Below are 21,744 nucleotides of genomic sequence, written 5' to 3' on the forward strand. Positions count from 1 at the left end.
CCATGGCAGGAGCTTTGTGCCCGGGGTCGTTCGATCCGGTGACCAACGGCCACCTCGATGTGTTCCGGCGGGTCGCCGCGCAGTTCGACGAGGTCGTCATCACGGTGATGATCAACAAGAAGAAGCAGGGCATGTTCGGTATCGACGAACGTATCGAGATGCTGCGCGATGCGACCGCGGATCTGCCGAATGTCCGGGTCGCCTCCTGGGACGGACTCACGGTCGACTTCGCCCGCGAACAGGGCATCAGCGCCATCGTGAAGGGTCTGCGCGATGCCGGTGATTTCGGTTACGAACTCCAGATGGCGCAGATGAACAAGAAGCTTTCCGGGGTCGACACCTTCTTCATCGCGACCAACCCGGCCTTCAGCTATCTGTCCAGCTCCCTTGTCAAGGAAGTGGCGGCCTTCGGCGGCGATGTCAGCGATATGCTGCCGCCGCTGGTGCACAAACGGCTACTCGACCGGCTGGCCGAGCGCGCGAGCTGACCCGGACCGCTGCGCGGTCACTTCCCGGGCCCGTCGCAGCGGCCCGAACACCAGGCCGCGCAGCGCCAGGAATCGCAGACCGCCGACCGCGGCGCTGATCGCCAGCACGGCCGCGGCCTGGGCGGGCTCGTTCAGTGTGGGGGCGAGAATCTCCAGCGAGGCCAGTGCCGCGGTGCTGATCCCCAACCCGAGCAACGCCAGCCCGCCGCCTTCCCACTGCGCGGTGAACCAGCCGACCCGTTCGGCCGCGTGGAAGGTGAGCCTGCGGTGCAGCTCGTTGGCCAGCACCGTGCTGACCACCGAGCCGGCCACATTGGCCAGTAGCGTTCCGGCGCCGGTGAGGCTCAGGAACAGCAATACATAGGAGATATTGCTCAATCCGCCGACCAGCGCGAAACGAATCAACTGCGGGAACGCGCGGTCACCGCGCAGGTAACGCAGGAGCCGCTGCTGCCAGGCGAGGGCGGGAGCGAACGATTCCGGCCAATCGATATCCAGATCCCCGGTGGTCAGTGCCGTAGCAGAAGGCAACTGCACGATGGTCATGGGCGGTTCCGATCGGACTGGGGACAGGCGGCCCGTCCGCACGGCGGTCGGGCTACCTAAGAATTTAACATCAAGCGGAGGGTGGGTCTCCAGTTGATTGTGTGAGTCTGCAGATATCGGGCGGAACGGGCGACACACCGAAAGTAGGTTCGGCGCATCCACCGGCCCGGGGCACACTGGGAACGGCGTGATGTTTCGCCGATCGTCAGCAGGAGGACAGTGAGCATGTATCGGGTATTCGAGGCGCTCGACGAACTGGTCGCCATAGTCGAAGAGGCGCGCGGTATTCCCGCGACGCGTAACTGCATCGTTCCGCGGCCGGAAACACTCGACCTGCTCGACGATGTCCGCGATGCGCTGCCCACCGAGATCGACGACGCTCAGGATGTGCTCGACCACCGGGACAAGATCGTCGACGACGCCCGCGGGCTCGCGGAGGACACCGTCCGATCCGCCGACGAACAGGCCGCCGGTACGGTCGCCGACGCCCGCGCGGAAGCCGACCGCATTCTCGCCGAGGCCAAGGCCCATGCCGACCGGATGGTCGCCGAGGCCACCGCCCATGCCGACCGGATGGTCGATACCGCCACTGCCGAGGCCGAACGCCTGGTCTCCGATGCCAAAGCCGAATACGAGACGGTCACCGGCCGGGCCCGTGCCGAGGCGGAACGGACGATCGAGGCCGGGCAGGCGTCCTACGACCGCTCGGTCGCCGACGGGCAGGCCGAGCAGCGGCGCCTGGTGGAGGACACCGAGGTGGTACGCGCCGCGCACGCCGAATCGGCCCGCGTCATCGATACCGCGCACGCCGACGCCGACCGCATGCGCGCCGACTGCGACCACTACGTCGACAGCAAACTGGCCGAGTTCGAAGAGACGCTGGGCGGTGCGCTGCGCACCGTCGGCCGGGGACGTCAGCAGTTGCGCAACGGCGCGGGCGTACCCGACTACGCCGCCGAGTTCTCGGCCCCGCCCGCGGCGGGGCGAACGCGGCCCTACTGACCCCGGGCCGGTACTCCCCCTCCGCGCCCGATGGGCCCTGCCCTCGGGTTTTGTGCGGGTCCTCTGTTCGCGTACTGTGGTGTGGTTGCTCGCCGATTCCGGCGCAAAACCAACAGTCCCGACCCACCCAGTGGAGTGTTTTCGATGCCTGCCGATACCACCGCGCGCTCGCGTTCCGGTGCACCTCGTGCACACGGTGCGGGTTTCGTGCTGGACGTCCGCAGCCTCGGTCGCGCCCCGGGATCGATGCGCGAACTGCGGCGGACGGTCACCACCACCGAACGACTCGGGCTCGACCTGATCGGCGTGCCCGTCGGCGCCGAGGTCGAATTGGACCTGCGACTGCAATCGGTATCGGAGGGGGTGCTCGTCACCGGGACCCTCGATGCGCCGGTGGCCGGTGAATGCTCCCGCTGCCTGGAGCAGTTCACCGATACGGTCCAGCTGTCGCTGACCGAACTGTTCGCCTACCCGGACAGTGCCACCGAACAGACCTCCTCCGAGGACGAGGTCTACCGGATGAGCGACGATCTCATCGACCTGGAACCCCTGGTGGTGGACCAGCTCGGGCTGGAGCTGCCGCTGCAGCCGCTCTGTTCGCCGGACTGCCCGGGGTTGTGCCCGGAGTGCGGTGTTCGGATGGCGATTGCGGGATCCGATCACCGGCATGAGATACTTGATCCCCGCTGGGCCGGGCTGGCGAAATTCGCCCCCGGATCGCCCGGCAGCGGCAGCCCCGACGAGGGTGCGGCCACCGGAGATCATTCCACCGATACAGCACGTAACAGCACAGAGGAGAACTAGTCGTGGCCGTTCCCAAGCGCCGGATGTCCCGTTCCAACACCCGGTCGCGGCGCAGCCAGTGGAAGGCCGCCGCCCCCACCCTGATCACCTGCCCGAACCGGGCCTGTGGCGAGAAGACCCTGCCGCATATCGCGTGCCCCTCCTGCGGTACCTACAAGGGCCGCCAGGTCACCTCGGCCGTCTGACCCCCGGTCGAGACCGTTGACCGCGGGTAAAGACGAACCCGGCGAGCCCAGCGACCACGCGAATCTGCTCGCCGCGCTGGGCGTGCAGGTGCAGCCGGAATTGCTGCGCCTGGCGCTGACACATCGCTCGTACGCGTACGAGAACGGTGGGCTGCCCACCAACGAACGCCTCGAATTCCTCGGTGATTCGGTGCTCGGTCTGAGCATCACCGAACGGCTCTACCATGAGCACCCGGAGAAATCCGAGGGCGAGCTGGCGAAGCTGCGGGCGAGTGTGGTGAACATGCACGCATTGGCCGAGGTCGCACGGAAGCTGGGCGCCGGCGGCCTGGGTGTACATCTGTTGCTCGGCAAGGGTGAGGAACTCACCGGTGGCCGCGATAAACCCAGCATCCTCGCCGACGGTATGGAATCACTGCTCGGTGCGGTCCATCTGGAGCACGGGATCGATGTGGCCCGGGAGGTCGTACTGCGACTGTTCGCGGACCTGCTCGAACGCGGGCCCCGAATGGGCGCCGGGCTGGATTTCAAGACCAGCCTGCAGGAGCTGACCGCCGAGCGCGGTCTGGGGGTTCCCAGCTACGAGATCACCTCCACCGGCCCGGACCACGACAAGGAATTCACCGCGACCACCGTGATCGCCGGGGATGCCTACGGTCAGGGCGTGGGCCGGTCGAAGAAAGAAGCCGAGCAGAAGGCGGCGGGCGCGGCCTACCGCGCATTGACCGGCGAACCCTGAGGTGCCGGAACTCCCCGAGGTCGAGGTCGTGCGCCGCGGCCTGACCGAACACCTGTGCGGGCGGACCGTCGAATCGGTGACCGTCACTCATCCCAGATCGGTGCGCCGGCACGAGGCGGGTGCCGCCGATATGGCGGCCCGGCTCACCGGGCTTTCGGTCGCCGCGGCCGAACGGCGCGGGAAATACCTGTGGCTCACCTTCGACGAGCCCGGCGGCGGGTCCGCCGATACCGCGCTGGTCGTCCATCTGGGTATGAGTGGGCAGATGCTGGTGCAGCCCGCCGGTGCCCCGGTGGAGAAGCACGCGCATATCCGGGCGACCCTGGACGACGGCCGGGAGCTGCGATTCGTCGATCAGCGCACCTTCGGTGGCTGGGTGCTGGCGCCGTTGGTGGAGGTGGACGGTGCCCTGCTGCCCGATCTGCTCGCCCATATCGCCCGGGATCCGCTGGATCCCCGCTTCGACGCCGACCGGGTGGTCGCGGCGCTGCGGACGAAGAACACCGAGATCAAACGAGTGCTGCTGGATCAGGCCGTGATCTCCGGTATCGGCAATATCTACGCCGACGAGGCGCTGTGGCGGGCGAAGGTGCACGGCGGGCGGATCGCCTCGGCGCTCACCCGGCCGGTGCTGCGCACGCTTCTCGCCGAGGCACAGGCGGTGATGACCGATGCGCTCGCCGCCGGTGGCACTTCCTTCGACGCCCTGTACGTGAATGTGAACGGCGAATCCGGCTATTTCGAACGCGCGCTGGCGGTGTACGGCCGCGGCGATCGGCCGTGTACCCGCTGCGGCGCGGTGATCGTCCGGGAGAAGTTCATGAACCGCTCGTCGTATTCGTGTCCGCGTTGCCAGCCGCCACCGCGCGGCCGCCGCATCTCCTCCTGATACCCCCTCGCGCGGGACCCGGCGGCGGGTTACGGTGGCCTGGGCAAGATCACGACCCGGTCCGGCTGGGAGGCAGGCCATGCGCAAGCTCACCTACTACGTCGCGGCCACCATCGACGGGTTCATCGCCACCGAGGACGGTTCGGTGGATTTCTTCCCGGTCGGCGGCGACCACGGGCCCGCCATCACCGCGCAGTATCCGGAGACGCTACCGTCGCAGGTCCGGGAATCGCTGGGCATCACCCGACGCAACGAGAACTTCGACACCGTGATCATGGGCCGCCGGACCCACGATTTCGGTGTCCGCACCGGGACCGTGAGCCCGTACGCGCATCTGCGGCAGTACGTGGTGTCGACCACGCTCACCGCCCGTCCGGATCCCGGCGTGGAGCTGATCGGGACGGATCCGCTCGCCGCGGTCGCCCGGCTCAAGCAGGAGCAGGGTCTCGGTATCTGGTTGTGCGGTGGCGGTGAACTGGCCCGGGCGCTGCTACCGGAGATCGACCAGATCTTCCTGAAGCTGTACCCGATCGTGCTCGGCCGGGGACGGCCGCTGTTCGGCACCGGCCCGCAACTCCCGAATCCGGCGAATTTCCGGGTGATCACCAGCCAGGTCTTCGAGGACGGTGTGGCCTTCGTGAAGTACGGCAGGACGGGTTAGCCGGTGCCGGCGGCGGACGCGTCGCGCGGGTCCGAGCGACCCGCTCCGGGGCCGATCGCGGCGTTGCGCGAGATCGGGTTCTGGCTCGAACGCGACCGGGCGCAGACGCACCGGGTGAAGGCCTACCGGCGGGCCGCCGATATTCTCGCGGGGCTCGACGACACCGCGGCCGACCGGCACCGCCGCGATCGCAGCTGGCGGGAACTGGCCGGAATCGGCCCCAAGACCGCGGCGGTGATCGAGGAGTCGTACGCCGGGACGGTGCCCCGCTATCTCGCCGAACTCCGCGCCGCGGCCGAACCGATCGGCCCCGGCGGGGCGCCGCTGCGGGAACTGCTGCGCGGTGATCTGCACACCCATTCGGATTGGTCCGACGGTGGCAGCCCCATCGCCGAGATGATGGGCTGCGCGGCCGCGGTCGGGCACGATTACTGCGCCTTGACCGACCATTCGCCGCGACTCACCGTGGCGAACGGTCTGTCCGCCGAACGGCTGCGGCGCCAATTGGATGTCGTGGCCGAACTGAACGTGGAGCTGGCCCCGTTTCGGATCCTGACCGGGATCGAGGTCGATATCCTCGCCGACGGCGCCCTCGACCAGGACGCGGATCTGCTGGCCGAGCTCGATATCGTCGTCGCCAGTGTGCATTCCCGGCTCCGCGACGACCCCGACACCATGACCAGGCGGATGGTGTACGCGGTCGCGGATCCGAACGTCGATGTACTCGGCCACTGCACCGGCCGGTTGGTGGAAGGCGGGCGCGGTACCCGGCCGGAATCGGAGTTCGACGCCCGGATCGTCTTCGAGGCCTGCCGCCGCTACGGTACGGCGGTCGAGATCAACAGCCGGCCCGAGCGCCGCGATCCACCCACGCGGTTGATCCGGCTCGCACTGGACATGGGCTGCGAGTTCTCGATCGATACCGACGCGCACGCACCCGGCCAGCTGGACTGGCAGGGCTACGGTTGTGCCCGGGCCGTGGCCGCCGAGGTCCCGGCGGACCGGATCGTCAATACCCGCCCGGTGGACGAATTACTGGAGTGGACGCGTACGTCCGCCGGCTGACCGGGCCCGCGGACTGTCGGTGTACGCGCCCATAATGCCCGGTATGCGGGAACTGTCACTGCGCGAACTGAACCGGACGCTGCTGGTGCGCCAGCATCTGGCGGCCCGGACCGAACTCCCGCCCTACGAGATCATCCGGCAGCTGGTCGCGGTACAGGGCCAGGAACCGAACTGGCCGTATATCGGCCTGTGGTCGCGGTCGGCCCGGTTCGCGCAGGGTGACCTGGCGGCGCTGCTGCACGACCGGAAGCTGGTCCGCTCCACTACGCTCCGGCGCACCGTGCATCTCAGTACCGCGGAGGATTTCCGCTGGCTCCGGCCCACCCTGCAGTCCTATGTGGCGGGTGCGCTGAATACCGCCTACTACCGCACGGAGATCGAGGGGCTCGAACTATCCGAGCTGGCCGCCGCCGGGCGCGAACTGCAGGCCGGCCGGTGGATGTCGCGCCGTGAGCTGGGATCACTGCTGGCCGATCGGTTTCCGGACCGGAATACCCGGCGGCTCGCCGAAACGGTGGAGGTACTGGTGCCGATGGCACACGGGGCCGAATCCGGGGAATGGGGTCGCTGGCGCAACCGGAACGTCACGGTCGGCCCGGCCGCCGAATGGATCGGATCCCCGTTGGGCGAACCGGATCCGGTCACCTTGATCCTGCGCTATCTCGCGGTGTTCGGACCGGCGACCGTCGCCGACATCCAGGCGTGGTCGGGGCTGACCCGGCTGGCCGAAACAGTCGTCGCGCTGCGGCCGCGATTGCGGATGTGGCGCGGCCCCGGCGGGGTCGAGCTGTTCGATATCCCCGATGCACCGGTGGCGGATGCCGATCTCGCGGTACCCGTGCGGTTTCTGCCCGCGTTCGACAACGCGCTGCTCGGCTACAAGGATCGCCGCCGCATCATCGCCGAGGAGGACCGCCGACGCATCGCGGCCGAGGGCTCGGCCGGGGTGCCGGTGTATCTGGTCGACGGTTTCGCACATGGAAGATGGTCGCTGGAAGGGGCGGATATCCGCATTCTGCCCTGGTATCCGCTGCGGTCGTACGAGCGCGCGGAACTCGAGGGCGAGGCGCGGCGGCTGCTCGGTTTCGTCGCGCCCGGCGGGAACGGTGGGCTCGTCGTCGCCGAATGACTTGCGCGATCCGGCCGATCCCGGGTGTCGCGGCGGTGAACGGTCGCCGAACAGTTCCCGCGCCCGGTCGGTTTCACCCGCCGGTGGCCAAAGATGAAGGGAACTGTATCGAGTCGGGGGGATGGTAACCGCTGGTGAGCGAACTGATGCTCGATCTCGTTCTGCCGCTGGCCGGTATCGCGATTCCGGTGGGTGCGTTTCTGTGGGAATTCGTGTTCGTCGGCCGGAAACGGCTCGGCTGGCGTATCCAGATGGACACTCCGGTGACCGGAGAAGCCGAATCCGGGCACGCGGGCGCGCTGCGGCAGCTCCGGCAGACCACCGTGGGAAGTGAACGTGATCTGCAGGATCTGTCGGTGGTGCTGGTGCGGATCGAGAACAACGGTGCCACCACCATCGACGCCGCCGACTACGTGACCGCGCAGACCGGCCGGGCCGGTCTGCACCTGCAGTTCCCGGGGCGCACGGTGATCGGGATGGCGGTCACCGAACTGAGCAATCAGGGGCTGGCCGTGTGTTTCGAACCGGATTCGGGATTCGGGCACCGGCAACTCGATCAGGGCGACGGTGTGATCGATCTGCCGAAGGTCCCGCTGAACCGCAACGACCACTACAAGATCCTCGCCGCCCTGGAGCGGACATCGGGGGAGGGACCCTATCCGGACCCGATCATGAAGGGGGTGGTGACCGGTGGCGGGATCGCCAAAACCAAGGGCCGGACCGGGGTTTCGCTGCTCATGGTGGCACTCACCGGGTTCCTCGTCCTGGTCATCGCGGCGATGACCGTCATCGATATCGCCGAACCCGAACCGGCGCCGCTGGGCTGCGCGACCGGCGCGCTGACCGTAGTGGGTTCCACTGCCTTCGAACCGGTGATCCGGGAGGCGGCCCGGCTCTACGAGCAGACCTGCCCGGGAGCGGATTTCGCCTTCGGTTTCGAGGGCAGCGAACGTGGCACGGCCCGGCTCGAGGAGGCAGGCGGCGGCCACAGCGGGCTGCTCGCCATCGGGGACGCACCGAAGGGCGCGGACTACCCGGCGCTGGTGCAACGGCCGCTGGCGGTCTCCCTGTTCTCGGTGGTCGTCCATCCGAGTACGGGGGTGCGGGATCTGACGACCGCGCAGATCAGTGACCTGTTCCAGGGGCGGGTGTCGAACTGGCGGGAAGTGGGCGGTGCCGATCAGCCGGTGCGTATCGTCAACCGCTATGCGGGTTCGGGTTCCCGCTGGACGTTCGAATCCCGCCTGCTCGACTCGGCGCAGCCGCCGGAGCCCGGGGTGACCTGCCGCGAACTGCGGCGTGACGACGGTCCCGGACGCTGTCAGACGCTCTACACCGACGATATGCTCGCCGAGGTGGCCGCCACCGCGGGTGCGATCGGCTACAGCGAATCCGCCGACGCCGCCGATACTCCCGGTGTGGCCGGGGTGACCATCGACGGCCGTCGCCCGACCCGAGAGGAGGTCACCGAGCGCGCGTATCCGTTCTGGGGAGTGGAGTACGCGTTCGGGTACGGCGACTTCGCGCCGGGTTCGCTGGGTGCGGGGTTCCTGCGGTTCCTGCTCGGTGAGGCCGGTCAGGACGTTATCCGGTCCTACGGCAACCTGCCGTGTGCCGAACTGGCGGACCCCACGCTGTGTCATCCACGCGGCTGAGGGCGCGGCGGATGAGAGCATCCCGGGCCGCGGTCGGTCCGCGCCGCTACCGGCCGCGCCGACGCCGATCGGCCAGCGGACGGGGGTGCTCGGCGCCGCGACGGTGGATGGCAGGATCGCGAGCATGGTTGATGACAGCACTGCGGCACCCGCCGCCACGGCAGCGGGCGATCCGGCCGGGCCGACCACCCTGTGGGTGGAGCGGACGGGTACGCGCCGGTACACCGGTCACAGTTCGCGCGGCGCCGAGGTGCTGATCGGTTCCGAGGGGGTACCCGGGGTCTTCACGCCCGGTGAACTCCTGAAGATCGCGCTGGCCGCCTGCTCGGGGATGAGTTCGGATCTGCCGCTGGCGCGGCGGCTCGGTGACGACTACGACGCCACCATAAGGGTCTCCGGTGCGGCGGACCGGGAGAACGAGGTGTACCCGCAGCTGGACGAGGTTTTCGAACTCGATATGAGCGAACTCGATCCGGCCGCTCGGGAGCGGTTGCTGGTGACGGTGCAGCGGGCCATCGACAAGGTGTGCACGGTCGGCCGCACGCTGAAGGCCGGCAGCAAGGTGACCCTGTCGTTCGATATCGATACGGTCGACTGATCGTGGCGGCGGCCGCCGACGGCACCGGCCCGGTCCGGCTGAGTGCCTGGGTGCACGGATATGTGCAGGGAGTCGGCTTCCGATGGTGGACGCGGGCACGGGCATTGGAACTCGGGCTCACCGGGCATGCCACGAACGCGGCCGACGGTCGCGTGCATGTGGTGGCGGAGGGGCCCCGGGCAGCGGCCGAGCGGTTGCTGGCGTTGTTGCGGTCGGGGGATACGCCCGGCCGGGTGGATCTGGTGGTGGAGTCGTGGGAGGACGCCCGGGGCGGGCTGCTCGGTTTCACCGAAAGGTAGGGACAGGTCCCGATCGATCGAGCGTCCGCCGCGAACCCTTGACATTACACAATGGAAGGTGCACTCTGATGTGTATTCCATTGTGGAGTGTGGTCTGACCTGTAAGGGGAGCGGTAATGGAGATCACGACAGGCACCCGGGCCTCGGACGCCGAACGCGACCGGATCGTGCGCGAGCTGAGTCGGCACCTCGGCGACGGCCGCATCGATCTGACCGAATACGACCAGCGGGTCGCGCAGGTCTACCGCACCGCGACGCGCGAGGAACTCAGCGGGGTGCTGGCCGATCTGCCCACACCGACGCCGGTCCGGCAGGTGAGACCGCGGGCCCGCTTCCCGATCTGGCAGCGGATCGAAGCGACCGCGTGGCTCGCCGTCAGTGTGCTCGTCCTGATGATCTGGGCGGCGATATCGCTGGGGGTCGGCGAGTTCACCTATTTCTGGCCCGTATGGGTCATCGGGCCCTGGGGCGCGGTCCTGGCAGTACGGGCGGCAACCGGTATCGAAGCGGGCCACCGCCATCGCCGGAAGATATAACGCCCGGTAGCCTCGGTGACGTCCGGCCGGTGCGCACGCCCGGCCGGGGCAGCCGGCGTACCCGGCAATCGATCGGCCACGGCCGGTGCGCCGGATGGGGACTCGGCGCCACGGGCTATACCATGGCTGATCGGCCTGGGTGAGGCGGACAAGTCACGGAGGCGGAAAGGGTCGTCGGCGTTGCACCTGAAGAGCTTGACGTTGAAAGGGTTCAAATCCTTCGCGTCCGCGACGACCCTGCGGTTCGAACCCGGTATCACCTGCGTGGTGGGCCCGAACGGATCCGGTAAATCCAATGTCGTCGACGCGCTCACCTGGGTGATGGGGGAACAGGGCGCCAAAGCGCTGCGCGGCGGCAAGATGCAGGACGTCATCTTCGCCGGTACCTCCGGCCGGGCGCCGCTGGGCCGTGCCGAGGTCACCCTCACCATCGACAATTCCGACGGCGCGCTACCCATCGACTACGCCGAGGTCTCCATCACCCGCCGGATGTTCCGCGACGGTGCCGGGGAATACGAGATCAACGGCAACACCTGCCGGCTGATGGATGTGCAGGAACTGCTCAGTGATTCCGGTATCGGCCGGGAGATGCACGTGATCGTCGGGCAGGGGCAGCTCTCGGCCATCCTCGAATCGCGTCCCGAAGATCGGCGCGCGTTCATCGAGGAAGCCGCCGGGGTGCTCAAACACCGCAAACGCAAGGAAAAGGCCGTTCGCAAACTCGATGCGATGCAGGCCAACCTGGCCCGGCTCACCGATCTCACCACCGAACTCCGCCGTCAGCTCAAACCGCTGGGCCGGCAGGCGGAGGTGGCCCGCCGGGCGCAGACGGTGCAGGCGGATCTGCGCGATGCCCGGTTGCGGCTGGCCGCCGACGATCTGGTCACCCGCCGGACCGAACTGGAGAGTCAGCAGAGCAAAGAGGCCTACGCGCGGGAACAGCAGATCACCGTGCAGAGCGAACTCGACGCCGCCAATGCCGCGCTCGCTCAGCAGGAATACCAGCTCTCGCAACTCACTCCGGGAGCCGAGGCAGCGGGCCAGCTGTGGTTCCAGCTGTCCGCGCTGTCCGAGCGGGTGAACGCGACCATCCGGATCGCCGGTGATCGCGCCCGGCATCTGGACACGTCCGCTCCCGCGAACACCGGCCGCGACCCCGATCAACTCGAAGCCGAAGCCGATCGGGTGGAGGCCGAGGAAGCGGAACTGCGCGAGACCGTCGAGATGGCCACCGAAACGCTGGAAGCCGCGCGTGACGGCCTCGCCGAACGCGAGCAGGCGGCCAAGGCCGCCGAACAGGCGCATCTGGCCGCGGTACGGGCCATCGCCGACCGCCGCGAAGGATTGGTCCGGCTGTCCGGGCAGGTCGAGAATCTGCGGACCCGCGCGCAATCGGGCGACGCCGAGATCGTCCGGTTGTCCACGGCGATCGCCGAGGCCCGGGCCCGGGGGACCGCGGCGCGCACCGAATTCGACACCGTCCAGGACGAATTGGCCGAACTGGACGCCGGGGAAGCCGGACTCGACGCCCAGCACGAACATGCCGTGGAGGCACTCGATCTGGCCGACCGCCGGGTCACCGAACTGCGGGCCGAGGATCGGGAGGCCGGTCGTCTGGTCGCCTCGCTGAGCGCGCGGATCGAAGCTCTCGGTATGAATCTGGCCAGCCGGGACGGCGCGGCCTGGCTCACCGAGAACCATCCGGCCGGGTTGCTGGGTCCGCTGTCGGAACAACTGCGGGTACACAACGGTTTCGAGTCCGCGGTCGCGGCGGTGCTCGGTCCGGTGGCCGAGGCCGTGGTGACCGATACCGGGGAGACGGCGCTCGGTGCCCTGCGGGCGCTCGGGAAAGCCGACGGCGGTCGGGCCGCGCTCGTCTACGAGGGATCCGGGGAATCGCAGGAGGAGACGGATCGGGCGCTACCCGGATCGGCTCGGTGGTTGCTCGATGTCGTGGACTGCCCCGGCCCGGTCCGGGCCGCCGTGGTGGCGCTGACCCGCCGGGTCGCTGTCGTCGACGATCTGGACGCGGCGTCCGCGCTGCTCGGCGCACGTCCGGAACTGCGGGTGGTCACCCGCGAGGGCGATCTGGCCGGTACCGGATGGCTGATCGGTGGTTCGGATCGGTCGCCGAGCCGATTGGAGATCCAGGCGGGTATCGATGCCGCCGAAGCCGATCTGGTCGCGGCCCGCCGCCGGGCCGAGGAACTGGAAGCGAGCCTGGCCGGGGCGCTCGAGGAGCAGACCGACCGTAAAGAAGCCGTCGACCACACACTGCTGACCCTGCACGAATCCGATCAGGCCCTCAACGCGGTCTACGAGCGGCTCGGCCGGCTGGGTTCGGCGGTCCGCGCGGCCGATGCCGAATCGGAGCGGCTGACCGGCCAGCGTGCCGATGCCGAGACCGCACACGAGAAAGCGGTCACCGAGCTGGCCGAACTCGAGGATCGGCTGCGGCACGCGGAACGGGAACAGGCCGAGACCGACAGCGATACCGCCGGTGCCGCCGGTACCGAAGCCGCCGCGCTGGCCCGGGAGGAGGCCGCCGCCGCGCTCGCCGAAGCGCGGGCCATGGAAGTCGAGGCGCGGCTCGCGGTGCGAACGGCCGAGGAACGCGCCGAATCGGTCCGCGGTAAGGCCGATGCGCTGCGCCGCTCTGCCCGGGCCGAACGCGAGGCCCGGGCCCGAGCCGAACGCGCGCAGGCCGCGCGTCGGCAGGCCGCCCGGGTCGCCGCTGCGGTCGCCGAATCCGGTGCCGATCTGGCCGGCCAACTCGAGAAAGTGGTGACGGCGGCTGCCGGGCGTCGCGACGAACTGGTCCGGCGGCGCACCGAATGCGCCGGCCAGGTGGACCGGATCAAGGAGCGGGTTCGGGCTCTGGGCGCCCAGCTCGGACAGCTCACCGACGCGGTGCACCGGGACGAGGTCGCCAAGGCGCAGGCGGCGTTGCGGATCGAACAGCTGGAGGCGAATATCGCCGAACAGTTCGGGATCGCCCTCGATGATCTGATCGCCGAATACGGCCCCCAGGTCGCGCTACCGCCCAGCGAGCTGGAGATGCGGGAGTACGAGCAGGCCAAAGAGCGCGGCGAACAGGTGACCGCGCCCGCGCCGATGCCCTTCGATCGTGCCTCACAGGAGCGGCGCGCCAAACGGGCCGAGAAGGATCTGACCACCCTCGGCAAGGTGAACCCGCTGGCGTTGGAGGAGTTCGCGGCGCTCGAGGAGCGCTACAACTTCCTGGCCACCCAGCTCGAGGATGTCAAGAAGGCCCGCCAGGACCTGCTGGACGTGGTGGCCGAGGTGGACGCCCGGATCCTGCAGGTCTTCACCGAGGCCTACGCCGATGTGGAGCGGGAGTTCGTCCAGGTCTTCGCGGCGCTGTTCCCCGGCGGCGACGGCCGGCTGCTGCTCACCGATCCCACCGATATGCTCACCACCGGTATCGAAGTGGAAGCCCGGCCGCCCGGTAAGAAGGTCAAACGGCTGTCGCTGCTCTCCGGCGGGGAGAAATCGCTGACTGCCGTCGCTTTGCTGGTCGCCATCTTCCGAGCCCGGCCCTCACCCTTCTACGTCATGGACGAGGTGGAGGCGGCGCTCGACGACACCAATCTGCGCCGGCTGATCGGACTGTTCGAGCAGCTGCGGGAGAAGAGCCAGCTGATCGTCATCACGCACCAGAAGCCGACCATGGAGATCGCCGACGCGCTCTACGGCGTGAGTATGCGTGGCGACGGGATCACCCAGGTCATCTCGCAGCGGTTGCGGGGACAGGATCTCGCATCGGCCGACGCGGCTCGGTGAATCGGGCCCGCGGCCGCCACCGGTGACGCGGTTCGCCGCCGGTCGCTGCTCGACGCGCCCGTCCGATCACAGGTCGCCGCGAGCTGCGCAACGTGAACACGCCCGTCCCGCAGCGGTGAACGGCAAGGCCGCTGATGCCGCGGCACGCCGCCCCGGAGCGGATCACGCGGCCGAGAAACCGTATTCACCGGACGCGGCCGACCGGATCGGGCTGGCGTACCGCGGAACTCGGCCGGTTCCCGAGGAGACGCGAGCCGGGCGGATCAGAGCAGGTCGCTGACATCGTCGGGGACGTCTACCGCGTATTTTCGGAGGATATCCATGGCTATCACTTCCAGGGCATTCTCATGGGTCGCCGCAAGCACCACCGGTGCGGCGACACCGTCCTCGTGCGCGTGTAACCAGCGCACCGCCACGACACACCATCTGTCCCCCGGCTGGAGCCCGGGGAAATTGTTCTCCGGACGAGGCGTGCTCAGATCGTTTCCGATCGACGCCTGATGTTCGAGGAACTCGGCTGTGACGACCGTGCACACGGTGTGGCTACCCAGATCCTCCGGGCCGGTGCTGCAGCAGCCGTCCCGGTAGAACCCGGTCAGAGGATCGGTGCCGCACTCTTGTAGCGGACCCCCAAGCACGTTTCGATCGGTCACATCGCCGATCCTATTGGCCTGTAGCGAGAAGTTCCGCAGGACAAGAAATCTCACCGGCCGTGTTCGCGGGGTCGATCCGGGGAGGTACCGGATGGCCGGCGAGGGCCGGGCGCCGCTCGCCGCGCAGGCCGGGCCGGGTGACCTGCCGCTCGGGGCCGCTCTGCAAGGATGGGCTGCGTGAGTGCGCAAGCCTGGATTCTGATCGCAGTGATCGCCGCCGTACTGCTGGTCGCGCTCGTGGCCGGTTTCGTCCGGTACAAGCGCGGCCGGGTATCGCTGACGGCGCCGACCGAGAAAGACGAGCTGACCGACCGCTCGGGTGGATATCGGGCGGCGGGTGGATTCTCCTTCAGCCAGGGTGGCCGGGGTGCGACCGCGGCTCCCGCCCCGCCGGAACCGAACCCCTCCGCGCCGTCCGCGCCGAGTCCCACTGAGCGGACCGATGTGGAGGGGCAGCCACATATCGGCGACGACGCGGCCGTGCCGCGGGACGCGCCGCGTCGCGGGATCACCGACGTTCCGCTGCCCGAGGCCGACACTGTGGATTCCGCGACGGCCGCGACCGGAACAGAGTCCGCCCCCACCGCCGACGCCACCTCCGCACCCGAAACGGCGCAGCCGCCGGCTGCCGAGACCTCGCCTGTGCACGAGGTTCCGGCCGGGACCGACACCGCCCCCGCGACGCCGGATACCGCGCAACCGGAGCAGGCGAGTGCGCCTGCCGAGGCGCCGGTGGTCGCACCGGATACGGCCGCCGGAGCCCATCTGGTCCCCGAGGTCGAGGAGATCGCACCGACGTCCGGCCGGCTGACCCGGCTGCGCGGCCGGCTGTCCCGGTCCCAGAACGCGGTCGGCAAAAGCCTGCTCGGACTGCTCGGCGGCGGGGACCTGGACGAGGATTCCTGGGAAGAGATCGAGGACACGCTGGTCCTGGCCGATATCGGTACCGCGGTGACCACGGTCATCGTGGAGCGATTACGCGAGGAGATGGCTTCCCGCAGTGTCCGCACGGCCGAGGAAGCACGCTCGGTTCTGCGCGAAGTGCTGATCGAATCGCTGCGGCCGGAGCTGGATCGCGCCGTGCGCGCGCTGCCGCACGCCGACCACCCGTCGATCCTGCTGGTGGTCGGGGTGAACGGCACCGGTAAGACGACCACCACCGGAAAACTGGCCCGGGTCCTGGTGGCCGACGGCCGCCGGGTGCTGCTCGGTGCCGCGGATACGTTCCGGGCCGCCGCGGCCGATCAGTTGCAGACCTGGGGCGAGCGGGTCGGCGCGGAGACCGTACGGGGTCGTGAGGGCGCCGATCCGGCCGCCGTCGCGTTCGACGCGGTCGCCGGTGGGATCGACGCCGGAGTGGATGTGGTCCTGATCGATACCGCGGGCCGGTTGCACACCAAAACCGGGCTGATGGACGAACTGGGCAAGGTCAAACGAGTGGTGGAGAAGAAAGCCTCGGTGGACGAGGTACTGCTCGTGCTGGACGCGACCGTCGGCCAGAACGGACTCGCCCAGGCCCGTATCTTCGCGGAAGTCGTGGATATCAGCGGTGTCGTGCTGACGAAGCTCGACGGCACCGCCAAGGGCGGCATCGTCTTCCAGATCCAGCACGAGCTCGGGGTGCCGGTGAAACTGGTGGGGCTGGGCGAAGGGGCCGACGACCTGGCCCCGTTCGAACCGTCGGCCTTCGTGGACGCGCTCCTGGGCTAGGCCCCACCGGCGCACCTCCGGCCGGATTCGCGCAGCTCCGGCGTGTCGCACAGCGCTCCGGAAACCTCCGCACAGCCTGTGCAACACGCCCGAAACATTGTGGCGCGATCCATTCACCTAGGCGAAACACCTGGGCGTCACGGATGAAACACCGAATGAGGACCCTTCAGTAGCGGGCCCGATGTCGCGCGAGCGGCGGCCCAGAAGATGAGGGAGGCAACTGGTGGAAACCGTGATCGGCACGCCCAATGCCGGCGACACCGCATGGCTACTGACGAGCGCGGCGCTCGTCCTGTTGATGACACCCGGGCTGGCGTTCTTCTACGGCGGTATGGTCCGTGGGAAGAACGTGCTCAATATGATCATGATGAGTATCAGCGCCATGGGCCTGATCACCGTGCTCTGGGTGCTCTACGGCTTCTCGGTGGCATTCGGCACCGATAAGGGCGGACTACTCGGCGACCCCGGGCAGTTCTTCGGCCTGAAAACTCTGATCGCCGGATTCGGCGAGGAATCGGCGGGTGTACCGCTGTTCGGGACCATTCCCGCAACGGTCTTCGTCGCGTTCCAGGCGATGTTCGCCATCATCACCGTGGCGCTCATCTCGGGCGCCGTGGCGGACCGGCTGAAGTTCAGCGCCTGGCTGGTGTTCGCCGGCATCTGGGCCACCCTGGTGTACTTCCCGGTCGCGCACTGGGTCTGGGGCGGCGGCTGGATCATGGAGAAGGTCGAGGCCATCGACTTCGCCGGTGGTACCGCGGTCCATATCAACTCCGGTGCCGCGGCGCTCGCGCTGGCCATCGTGGTCGGTAAGCGCGCGGGCTGGCCGAAAACCCCCTTCCGTCCGCACAACCTGCCCTTCGTCATGCTGGGCGCCGCGCTGCTGTGGTTCGGCTGGTTCGGGTTCAACGCCGGTTCGGCGGCCGCGGCCGACGGGGTCGCCGGTGCGACCTTCATCACTACCCTCGTCGCCACCGCGGCCGCGATGATCGCCTGGCTGGTCGTCGAGAAGATCCGCGACGGTAAGCCCACCTCGCTGGGTGCGGCGTCGGGTATCGTCGCCGGACTGGTCGCCATCACGCCGTCCTGTTCGTCGGTGAACGTGCTGGGCGCCCTGGCCATCGGCGCCATCGCCGGTGCCGTCTGCGCGCTGGCGGTCAGCCTGAAGTTCAAACTCGGTTACGACGACTCGCTCGACGTCGTGGGAATCCATATGGTCGGCGGTATTCTCGGCACCGTGCTGATCGGCTTGTTCGCCGCACCCGAGGCGCCCGCCGGTGCCCAGGGCCTCTTCTACGGTGGTGATCTCGAACTGCTGGGCCGTCAGACCCTCGGCGCGGTGGCGGTTCTCGTGTACTCCTTCGTGATCGCCCTGGTGATCGCGTACGCGATCAAGTTCACGATCGGCCTGCGCGCCGACGCCGAAGCGGAGTCCAACGGTATGGACGATTCCGAACACGCGGAGACGGCATACGATTTCGCTGCACTGGGTGGAACCGCTCGCTCGGCCGTCAAGGAGGCATGAACCCCATGAAACTGATCACCGCAATCGTCAAGCCGTTCACGCTCGAAGACGTCAAGACCGGCCTGGAGCAGGCGGGCGTATTCGGTATGACCGTGAGCGAGGTCCAGGGATACGGACGGCAGAAGGGCCACACCGAGGTCTACCGCGGTGCGGAGTACTCGGTCGATTTCGTGCCGAAGGTCCGGGTCGAGGTCGTGGTCGACGACGCCACCGTCGAACGGGTCGTGGACCTGATCGTCGAGGCGTCGCGGACCGGCAAGATCGGCGACGGCAAGGTCTGGGTGACCCCGGTCGAAACGATCGTCCGGGTCCGGACCGGGGAACGCGGCACCGACGCGTTATAGGTCCCTGCGCGCATCGAGCGCGACAGCGGGTGCACAACGATGACGCGGCCCCGCTCCCACCGGTTACCGGTCGGGGCGGGGTCGCCTGCGTGAACGGGTGGTGGTTTCGTTGGTAGACAGCCGGCAGGGACGGGAGCCTGGGCGGACCGGTGGACGGCCCGCGAAAGCGGCCGCACTGTCGCACGGCGCCGCGGATCTGGTGCGGGCCCGGGATCAACTGCTGGGCGGGGGCGCGCCCCGGCATCCGCGACTGGACGCCGAATCGCTGCGCGCGGCCCTGGTCGATCTGTACGAGTTGTGGCTCACCAGCAAGGGCGCCGAAGTGGGGATCACTCCGGACAGTGGGCTGGCGATCATGGCCGTCGGCGGGCTCGGCCGCCGTGAGATGCTGCCGTACTCCGATCTGGATCTGGTGCTGTTGCACGAGGACATGGACCCGAAACGGGTCGCCGAGATCGCCGATCGGCTCTGGTATCCGCTGTGGGACGCGCATATAAAACTCGACCACAGCGTGCGGACAGTTCCATATGCGCTGAAGGTGGCCTCCGACGATCTGGTCGCCGCGCTCGGCATGCTCGACGCCCGGCATATCGTCGGTAACTCCGATCTCAGCGATCGGGTGATCGCCGGTATCCGCAAGGACTGGCGCAGTGGGATACGGGGACGCTTCGACGATCTGGTCGCCGGGGTCCGGGCCCGGTGGGAACGCAGCGGCCAGGTCGCTCACCGCAGTGAACCGGATCTGAAGAACGGCCGCGGGGGACTGCGCGATATCCAGTTGCTGGACGCGCTCGCCATCGCCCAGCTCACCGATGCCATGCCCGGGCTGGGGCCGGACGCGCCCGGCGGCGGTCTGGACCAGGCCCATCGGCGGCTGCTGGATGTGCGCACCGAACTGCACCGGGTCGCGGGCCGGGCCCGCGACCAGTTGCGCGCCCAGGACGCCGACGAGATCGGAGCCGCGCTGCGGATCGGCGATCGATTCGATCTGGCCCGCACACTCAGCGATGCGGCGCGCACCGTCGGCTATTCGGTCGATGTGGGTCTGCGCACGGCGGGTAACGCGCTGCCGCGTCGCGGTCTGGCCCGGCTGCGCCGGATGCCGGTGCGGCGCCCGCTCGACGAGGGCGTGGTCGAACACGCCGGAGAAGTGGTGCTGGCCAGGGACGCCCGTCCGCAGCGCGATCCCGGGCTGGTGTTGCGGGTCGCGGCCGCGTCCGCCCAGACCGGGCTGCCGATGTCGGCGACGACGCTGAACCGCCTGTCCGAGGACGCGCCGGAACTGCGCGAACCGTGGCCCAAGGACGCGTTGAACGATCTGCTGGTGCTGCTCGGCGCCGGACGCGGCGTGATCGACGCGGTGGAGGCATTGGACCGGACCGGTCTGTGGGGCAGGCTGCTTCCGGAATGGGGGGCGGTCCGGGACCTGCCGCCGCGCGACGCGGTACACGTATGGACGGTGGACCGGCATTCGGTGGAGACGGTGGCCTACGCCGGCGCCCTGAGTACCCGCGTCGCCCGGCCGGACCTGCTGGCACTCGGTGCGCTGCTGCACGATATCGGTAAGGGCCGGGTCGAGGACCACTGCGCGGTGGGTGCCGAACTCGCCACCCAGATCGGCCGCCGGATGGGTCTGTGGCCCTCGGATGTGGACATCCTGAGCGCCGTGGTGCGCCACCATCTGCTGCTACCCGATGTGGCCACCCACCGCGATATCGACGATCCCGGCACCGTGCAGTACGTGGTCGACGCGCTCGACAACGATCCACGCCGGCTCGAACTGCTGCACGCGCTGGCCGAGGCGGATTCACTGGCCACCGGGCCCGGCGTATGGGGCGACTGGAAATCCACGCTGATCGGGGAACTGGTCCGGCGGTGCCGCCGGGTGATGGCGGGGGAGCCACTCCCCGAACCCGAACCCATCCCGGATGAACTGCTGGTCCGCGCGGCCGCGGGTGGTGTGCATGTCGAATTGGTGCCGGGAGAGGGGAAATACACCCATATCGCCACCGTGATCGCCCCGGACACCCCCGGCCTGCTGTCGAACACCGCGGGCGTCCTGGCGCTGCATTCGCTGCGGGTGCTGTCGGCATCGGTCCGCGGGGCCGGAGAGTCGGCGGTCAACACCTTCGTGGTGACACCGACTTTCGGTGGTCCGCCGGACGCGGGCCTGCTGCGCCAGGAGATCAAACGGGCCGTCGCCGGGGATCTGAATGTACGGGCGGCGCTGGACGCGCGGGAACGGGATTCGCTCGGCGCCGCGCGATATGCCCAGGCCGAACCCCGGCTCCTGTGGTCGGAGACCACGATTCCGGGCCGGTTGATCCTGCAGCTACGGGCCGAGGACCGGATCGGTCTGCTCTGCCGGCTGGCCGCGGTACTGGCGGCCACGGGCGCCGAGGTGTGCTGGGCGAAGGTCGTGACGATGGGATCGTTCGTGGTGGACGTGTTCTGTGTGGATCTGGGTGCGCGATCCGGTCCGGACCGGATCGCGGAGATCGAATCGGCCCTGCTGGCGGTGGTTCCGCGACCGGCTCCGCGCAAACCCCCGGAGCCGGAGCAGAACTAGCGTTCGAGACGAAGGTCACCGTTACGCGTCGATTGCTCACCGTTTGCCGACATGTCTGCGGCGGTACCGGATCGGGCCCCTAACATTCGGGTGGTCAGCTGTCGCGCTCATGAGGGGAGCAGGTCGGTGGCAATCCAAGTGGTGACCTCGTCGATCATGACCAGCGATACGACACCGCACATCGCCCGATGTGTAGGTGACGCCTACTGGGTGGTGTCCTGGCTACCGGGACGCACACTCAACGAATCCCAGGCCATGGCCGCGATGACGGTGGCCGCCGCGGTGGCGACCAACGGGCTACCGCCCGACGACGACTGGTCGCGGCTGGACGCGCTCGCTCGCGAACTCGGCCTCACCGGGCGTGAGGCGGCCTACCTGGTCGCTGTGGAACAGCACGACTATCGCCGTATCGACGGCGCGGCCTCCGGCGTCACGGGGTCGTGAGCTGTGTTTATTTGCGGCGCCTTCGGCGCCGCGGGGTGGGGCCCTATCAACCCCGGTTCTTCACTCCTTCGCTCAGTCGCTGCGCTCCTTCGCTTCGTC

Annotated in this window: 21 protein-coding genes; 19 read left to right on the forward strand and 2 right to left on the reverse strand. The window is 68.7% G+C overall.

The annotated features are described in order from the left end of the window. Positions 1 to 2: 2 nt before the first annotated feature. Positions 3 to 488 (forward strand): pantetheine-phosphate adenylyltransferase, encoded by a 486-nt coding sequence (gene coaD / locus ACWEWT_RS18560; RefSeq protein WP_452560415.1) that lies wholly within the window; start codon positions 3 to 5, stop codon positions 486 to 488. Here the strand turns inward: coaD and ACWEWT_RS18565 are convergent. After that, entirely contained in the window at positions 456 to 1,034 is a 579-nt protein-coding gene (locus ACWEWT_RS18565) for a GtrA family protein (protein WP_452560417.1), read from the reverse strand. The two genes, coaD and ACWEWT_RS18565, sit on opposite strands and share 33 nt — an antisense overlap. Positions 1,035 to 1,259: 225 nt before the next feature. Between ACWEWT_RS18565 and ACWEWT_RS18570 the strand changes: the two genes are divergently transcribed. The 13 genes from ACWEWT_RS18570 to smc all read left to right on the forward strand — a co-directional run bounded on the left by ACWEWT_RS18570 (position 1,260) and on the right by smc (position 14,400). Next, on the forward strand, positions 1,260 to 2,036 hold the full coding sequence (locus ACWEWT_RS18570; RefSeq protein WP_452560466.1) for a DivIVA domain-containing protein: 777 nt from the start codon (positions 1,260 to 1,262) through the stop codon (positions 2,034 to 2,036). Between the two features lie 144 nt (positions 2,037 to 2,180). After that, complete coding sequence (locus ACWEWT_RS18575; RefSeq protein WP_452560419.1) at positions 2,181 to 2,840, forward strand: YceD family protein; 660 nt, start codon at positions 2,181 to 2,183, stop codon at positions 2,838 to 2,840. A gap of 2 nt (positions 2,841 to 2,842) precedes the next feature. Further along, the gene (gene rpmF / locus ACWEWT_RS18580; RefSeq protein WP_083884195.1) at positions 2,843 to 3,025 is read left to right on the forward strand and encodes a 50S ribosomal protein L32; all 183 of its coding nucleotides are present in this window, start codon (positions 2,843 to 2,845) and stop codon (positions 3,023 to 3,025) included. 16 nt (positions 3,026 to 3,041) lie between these two features. Next, positions 3,042 to 3,764: a ribonuclease III gene (rnc, locus tag ACWEWT_RS18585; protein WP_452560421.1), complete on the forward strand. Its 723-nt coding sequence runs from the start codon at positions 3,042 to 3,044 to the stop codon at positions 3,762 to 3,764. A gap of 1 nt (position 3,765) precedes the next feature. Further along, positions 3,766 to 4,653 (forward strand): bifunctional DNA-formamidopyrimidine glycosylase/DNA-(apurinic or apyrimidinic site) lyase, encoded by an 888-nt coding sequence (mutM, locus tag ACWEWT_RS18590; RefSeq protein WP_452560423.1) that lies wholly within the window; start codon positions 3,766 to 3,768, stop codon positions 4,651 to 4,653. Positions 4,654 to 4,732: 79 nt separating this feature from the next. Continuing rightward, positions 4,733 to 5,314, forward strand: coding sequence for a dihydrofolate reductase family protein (locus ACWEWT_RS18595; protein ID WP_452560425.1), 582 nt, complete (start codon positions 4,733 to 4,735; stop codon positions 5,312 to 5,314). A 3-nt stretch (positions 5,315 to 5,317) separates the two neighbouring features. Next, positions 5,318 to 6,379 (forward strand): PHP domain-containing protein, encoded by a 1,062-nt coding sequence (locus tag ACWEWT_RS18600; protein ID WP_452560427.1) that lies wholly within the window; start codon positions 5,318 to 5,320, stop codon positions 6,377 to 6,379. 43 nt (positions 6,380 to 6,422) lie between these two features. Further along, positions 6,423 to 7,508, forward strand: a complete 1,086-nt coding sequence (locus ACWEWT_RS18605; RefSeq protein WP_452560428.1) for a winged helix DNA-binding domain-containing protein — start codon at positions 6,423 to 6,425, stop codon at positions 7,506 to 7,508. Positions 7,509 to 7,642: 134 nt separating this feature from the next. Then, complete coding sequence (locus ACWEWT_RS18610) at positions 7,643 to 9,163, forward strand: substrate-binding domain-containing protein (protein ID WP_452560429.1); 1,521 nt, start codon at positions 7,643 to 7,645, stop codon at positions 9,161 to 9,163. A gap of 124 nt (positions 9,164 to 9,287) precedes the next feature. Continuing rightward, complete coding sequence (locus ACWEWT_RS18615; RefSeq protein ID WP_452560431.1) at positions 9,288 to 9,761, forward strand: OsmC family protein; 474 nt, start codon at positions 9,288 to 9,290, stop codon at positions 9,759 to 9,761. Positions 9,762 to 9,763: 2 nt separating this feature from the next. Next, complete coding sequence (locus tag ACWEWT_RS18620) at positions 9,764 to 10,060, forward strand: acylphosphatase (RefSeq protein ID WP_452560433.1); 297 nt, start codon at positions 9,764 to 9,766, stop codon at positions 10,058 to 10,060. Positions 10,061 to 10,176: 116 nt separating this feature from the next. Beyond that, positions 10,177 to 10,596 (forward strand): DUF1707 SHOCT-like domain-containing protein, encoded by a 420-nt coding sequence (locus tag ACWEWT_RS18625; protein ID WP_452560435.1) that lies wholly within the window; start codon positions 10,177 to 10,179, stop codon positions 10,594 to 10,596. 180 nt (positions 10,597 to 10,776) lie between these two features. Further along, positions 10,777 to 14,400 (forward strand): chromosome segregation protein SMC, encoded by a 3,624-nt coding sequence (gene smc, locus ACWEWT_RS18630; RefSeq protein WP_452560436.1) that lies wholly within the window; start codon positions 10,777 to 10,779, stop codon positions 14,398 to 14,400. A gap of 263 nt (positions 14,401 to 14,663) precedes the next feature. On the opposite strand, the gene ACWEWT_RS18635 is transcribed toward smc, so the two are convergent. Continuing rightward, a complete protein-coding gene (locus ACWEWT_RS18635) occupies positions 14,664 to 15,053 on the reverse strand; it encodes a DUF2237 family protein (RefSeq protein WP_452560438.1) in 390 nt (129 codons plus the stop codon). A gap of 177 nt (positions 15,054 to 15,230) precedes the next feature. Between ACWEWT_RS18635 and ftsY the strand changes: the two genes are divergently transcribed. The 5 genes from ftsY (at position 15,231) to ACWEWT_RS18660 (ending at position 21,645) form a co-directional block, all read left to right on the forward strand. Continuing rightward, a complete protein-coding gene (ftsY, locus tag ACWEWT_RS18640; protein ID WP_452560439.1) occupies positions 15,231 to 16,763 on the forward strand; it encodes a signal recognition particle-docking protein FtsY in 1,533 nt (510 codons plus the stop codon). 235 nt (positions 16,764 to 16,998) lie between these two features. Next, entirely contained in the window at positions 16,999 to 18,288 is a 1,290-nt protein-coding gene (locus ACWEWT_RS18645; protein ID WP_452560468.1) for an ammonium transporter, read from the forward strand. Positions 18,289 to 18,293: 5 nt separating this feature from the next. Then, on the forward strand, positions 18,294 to 18,632 hold the full coding sequence (locus ACWEWT_RS18650; RefSeq protein ID WP_452560470.1) for a P-II family nitrogen regulator: 339 nt from the start codon (positions 18,294 to 18,296) through the stop codon (positions 18,630 to 18,632). A 109-nt stretch (positions 18,633 to 18,741) separates the two neighbouring features. Further along, on the forward strand, positions 18,742 to 21,201 hold the full coding sequence (locus ACWEWT_RS18655; protein ID WP_452560472.1) for a [protein-PII] uridylyltransferase: 2,460 nt from the start codon (positions 18,742 to 18,744) through the stop codon (positions 21,199 to 21,201). A gap of 126 nt (positions 21,202 to 21,327) precedes the next feature. After that, on the forward strand, positions 21,328 to 21,645 hold the full coding sequence (locus tag ACWEWT_RS18660) for a hypothetical protein (protein WP_452560441.1): 318 nt from the start codon (positions 21,328 to 21,330) through the stop codon (positions 21,643 to 21,645). Positions 21,646 to 21,744 lie beyond the last annotated feature (99 nt).

Source organism: Nocardia sp. NPDC003963 (assembly GCF_053605105.1).

Bases quoted from the DNA above. Each gene is read 5' to 3' on its own strand.
- coaD (WP_452560415.1), top strand. From the start codon at position 3: ATGGCAGGAGCTTTGTGCCCGGGGTCGTTCGATCCGGTGACCAACGGC.
- ACWEWT_RS18565 (WP_452560417.1), bottom strand. From the start codon at position 1,034: ATGACCATCGTGCAGTTGCCTTCTGCTACGGCACTGACCACCGGGGAT.
- ACWEWT_RS18570 (WP_452560466.1), top strand. From the start codon at position 1,260: ATGTATCGGGTATTCGAGGCGCTCGACGAACTGGTCGCCATAGTCGAA.
- ACWEWT_RS18575 (WP_452560419.1), top strand. From the start codon at position 2,181: ATGCCTGCCGATACCACCGCGCGCTCGCGTTCCGGTGCACCTCGTGCA.
- ACWEWT_RS18595 (WP_452560425.1), top strand. From the start codon at position 4,733: ATGCGCAAGCTCACCTACTACGTCGCGGCCACCATCGACGGGTTCATC.
- ACWEWT_RS18605 (WP_452560428.1), top strand. From the start codon at position 6,423: ATGCGGGAACTGTCACTGCGCGAACTGAACCGGACGCTGCTGGTGCGC.
- ACWEWT_RS18615 (WP_452560431.1), top strand. From the start codon at position 9,288: ATGGTTGATGACAGCACTGCGGCACCCGCCGCCACGGCAGCGGGCGAT.
- ACWEWT_RS18625 (WP_452560435.1), top strand. From the start codon at position 10,177: ATGGAGATCACGACAGGCACCCGGGCCTCGGACGCCGAACGCGACCGG.
- ACWEWT_RS18650 (WP_452560470.1), top strand. From the start codon at position 18,294: ATGAAACTGATCACCGCAATCGTCAAGCCGTTCACGCTCGAAGACGTC.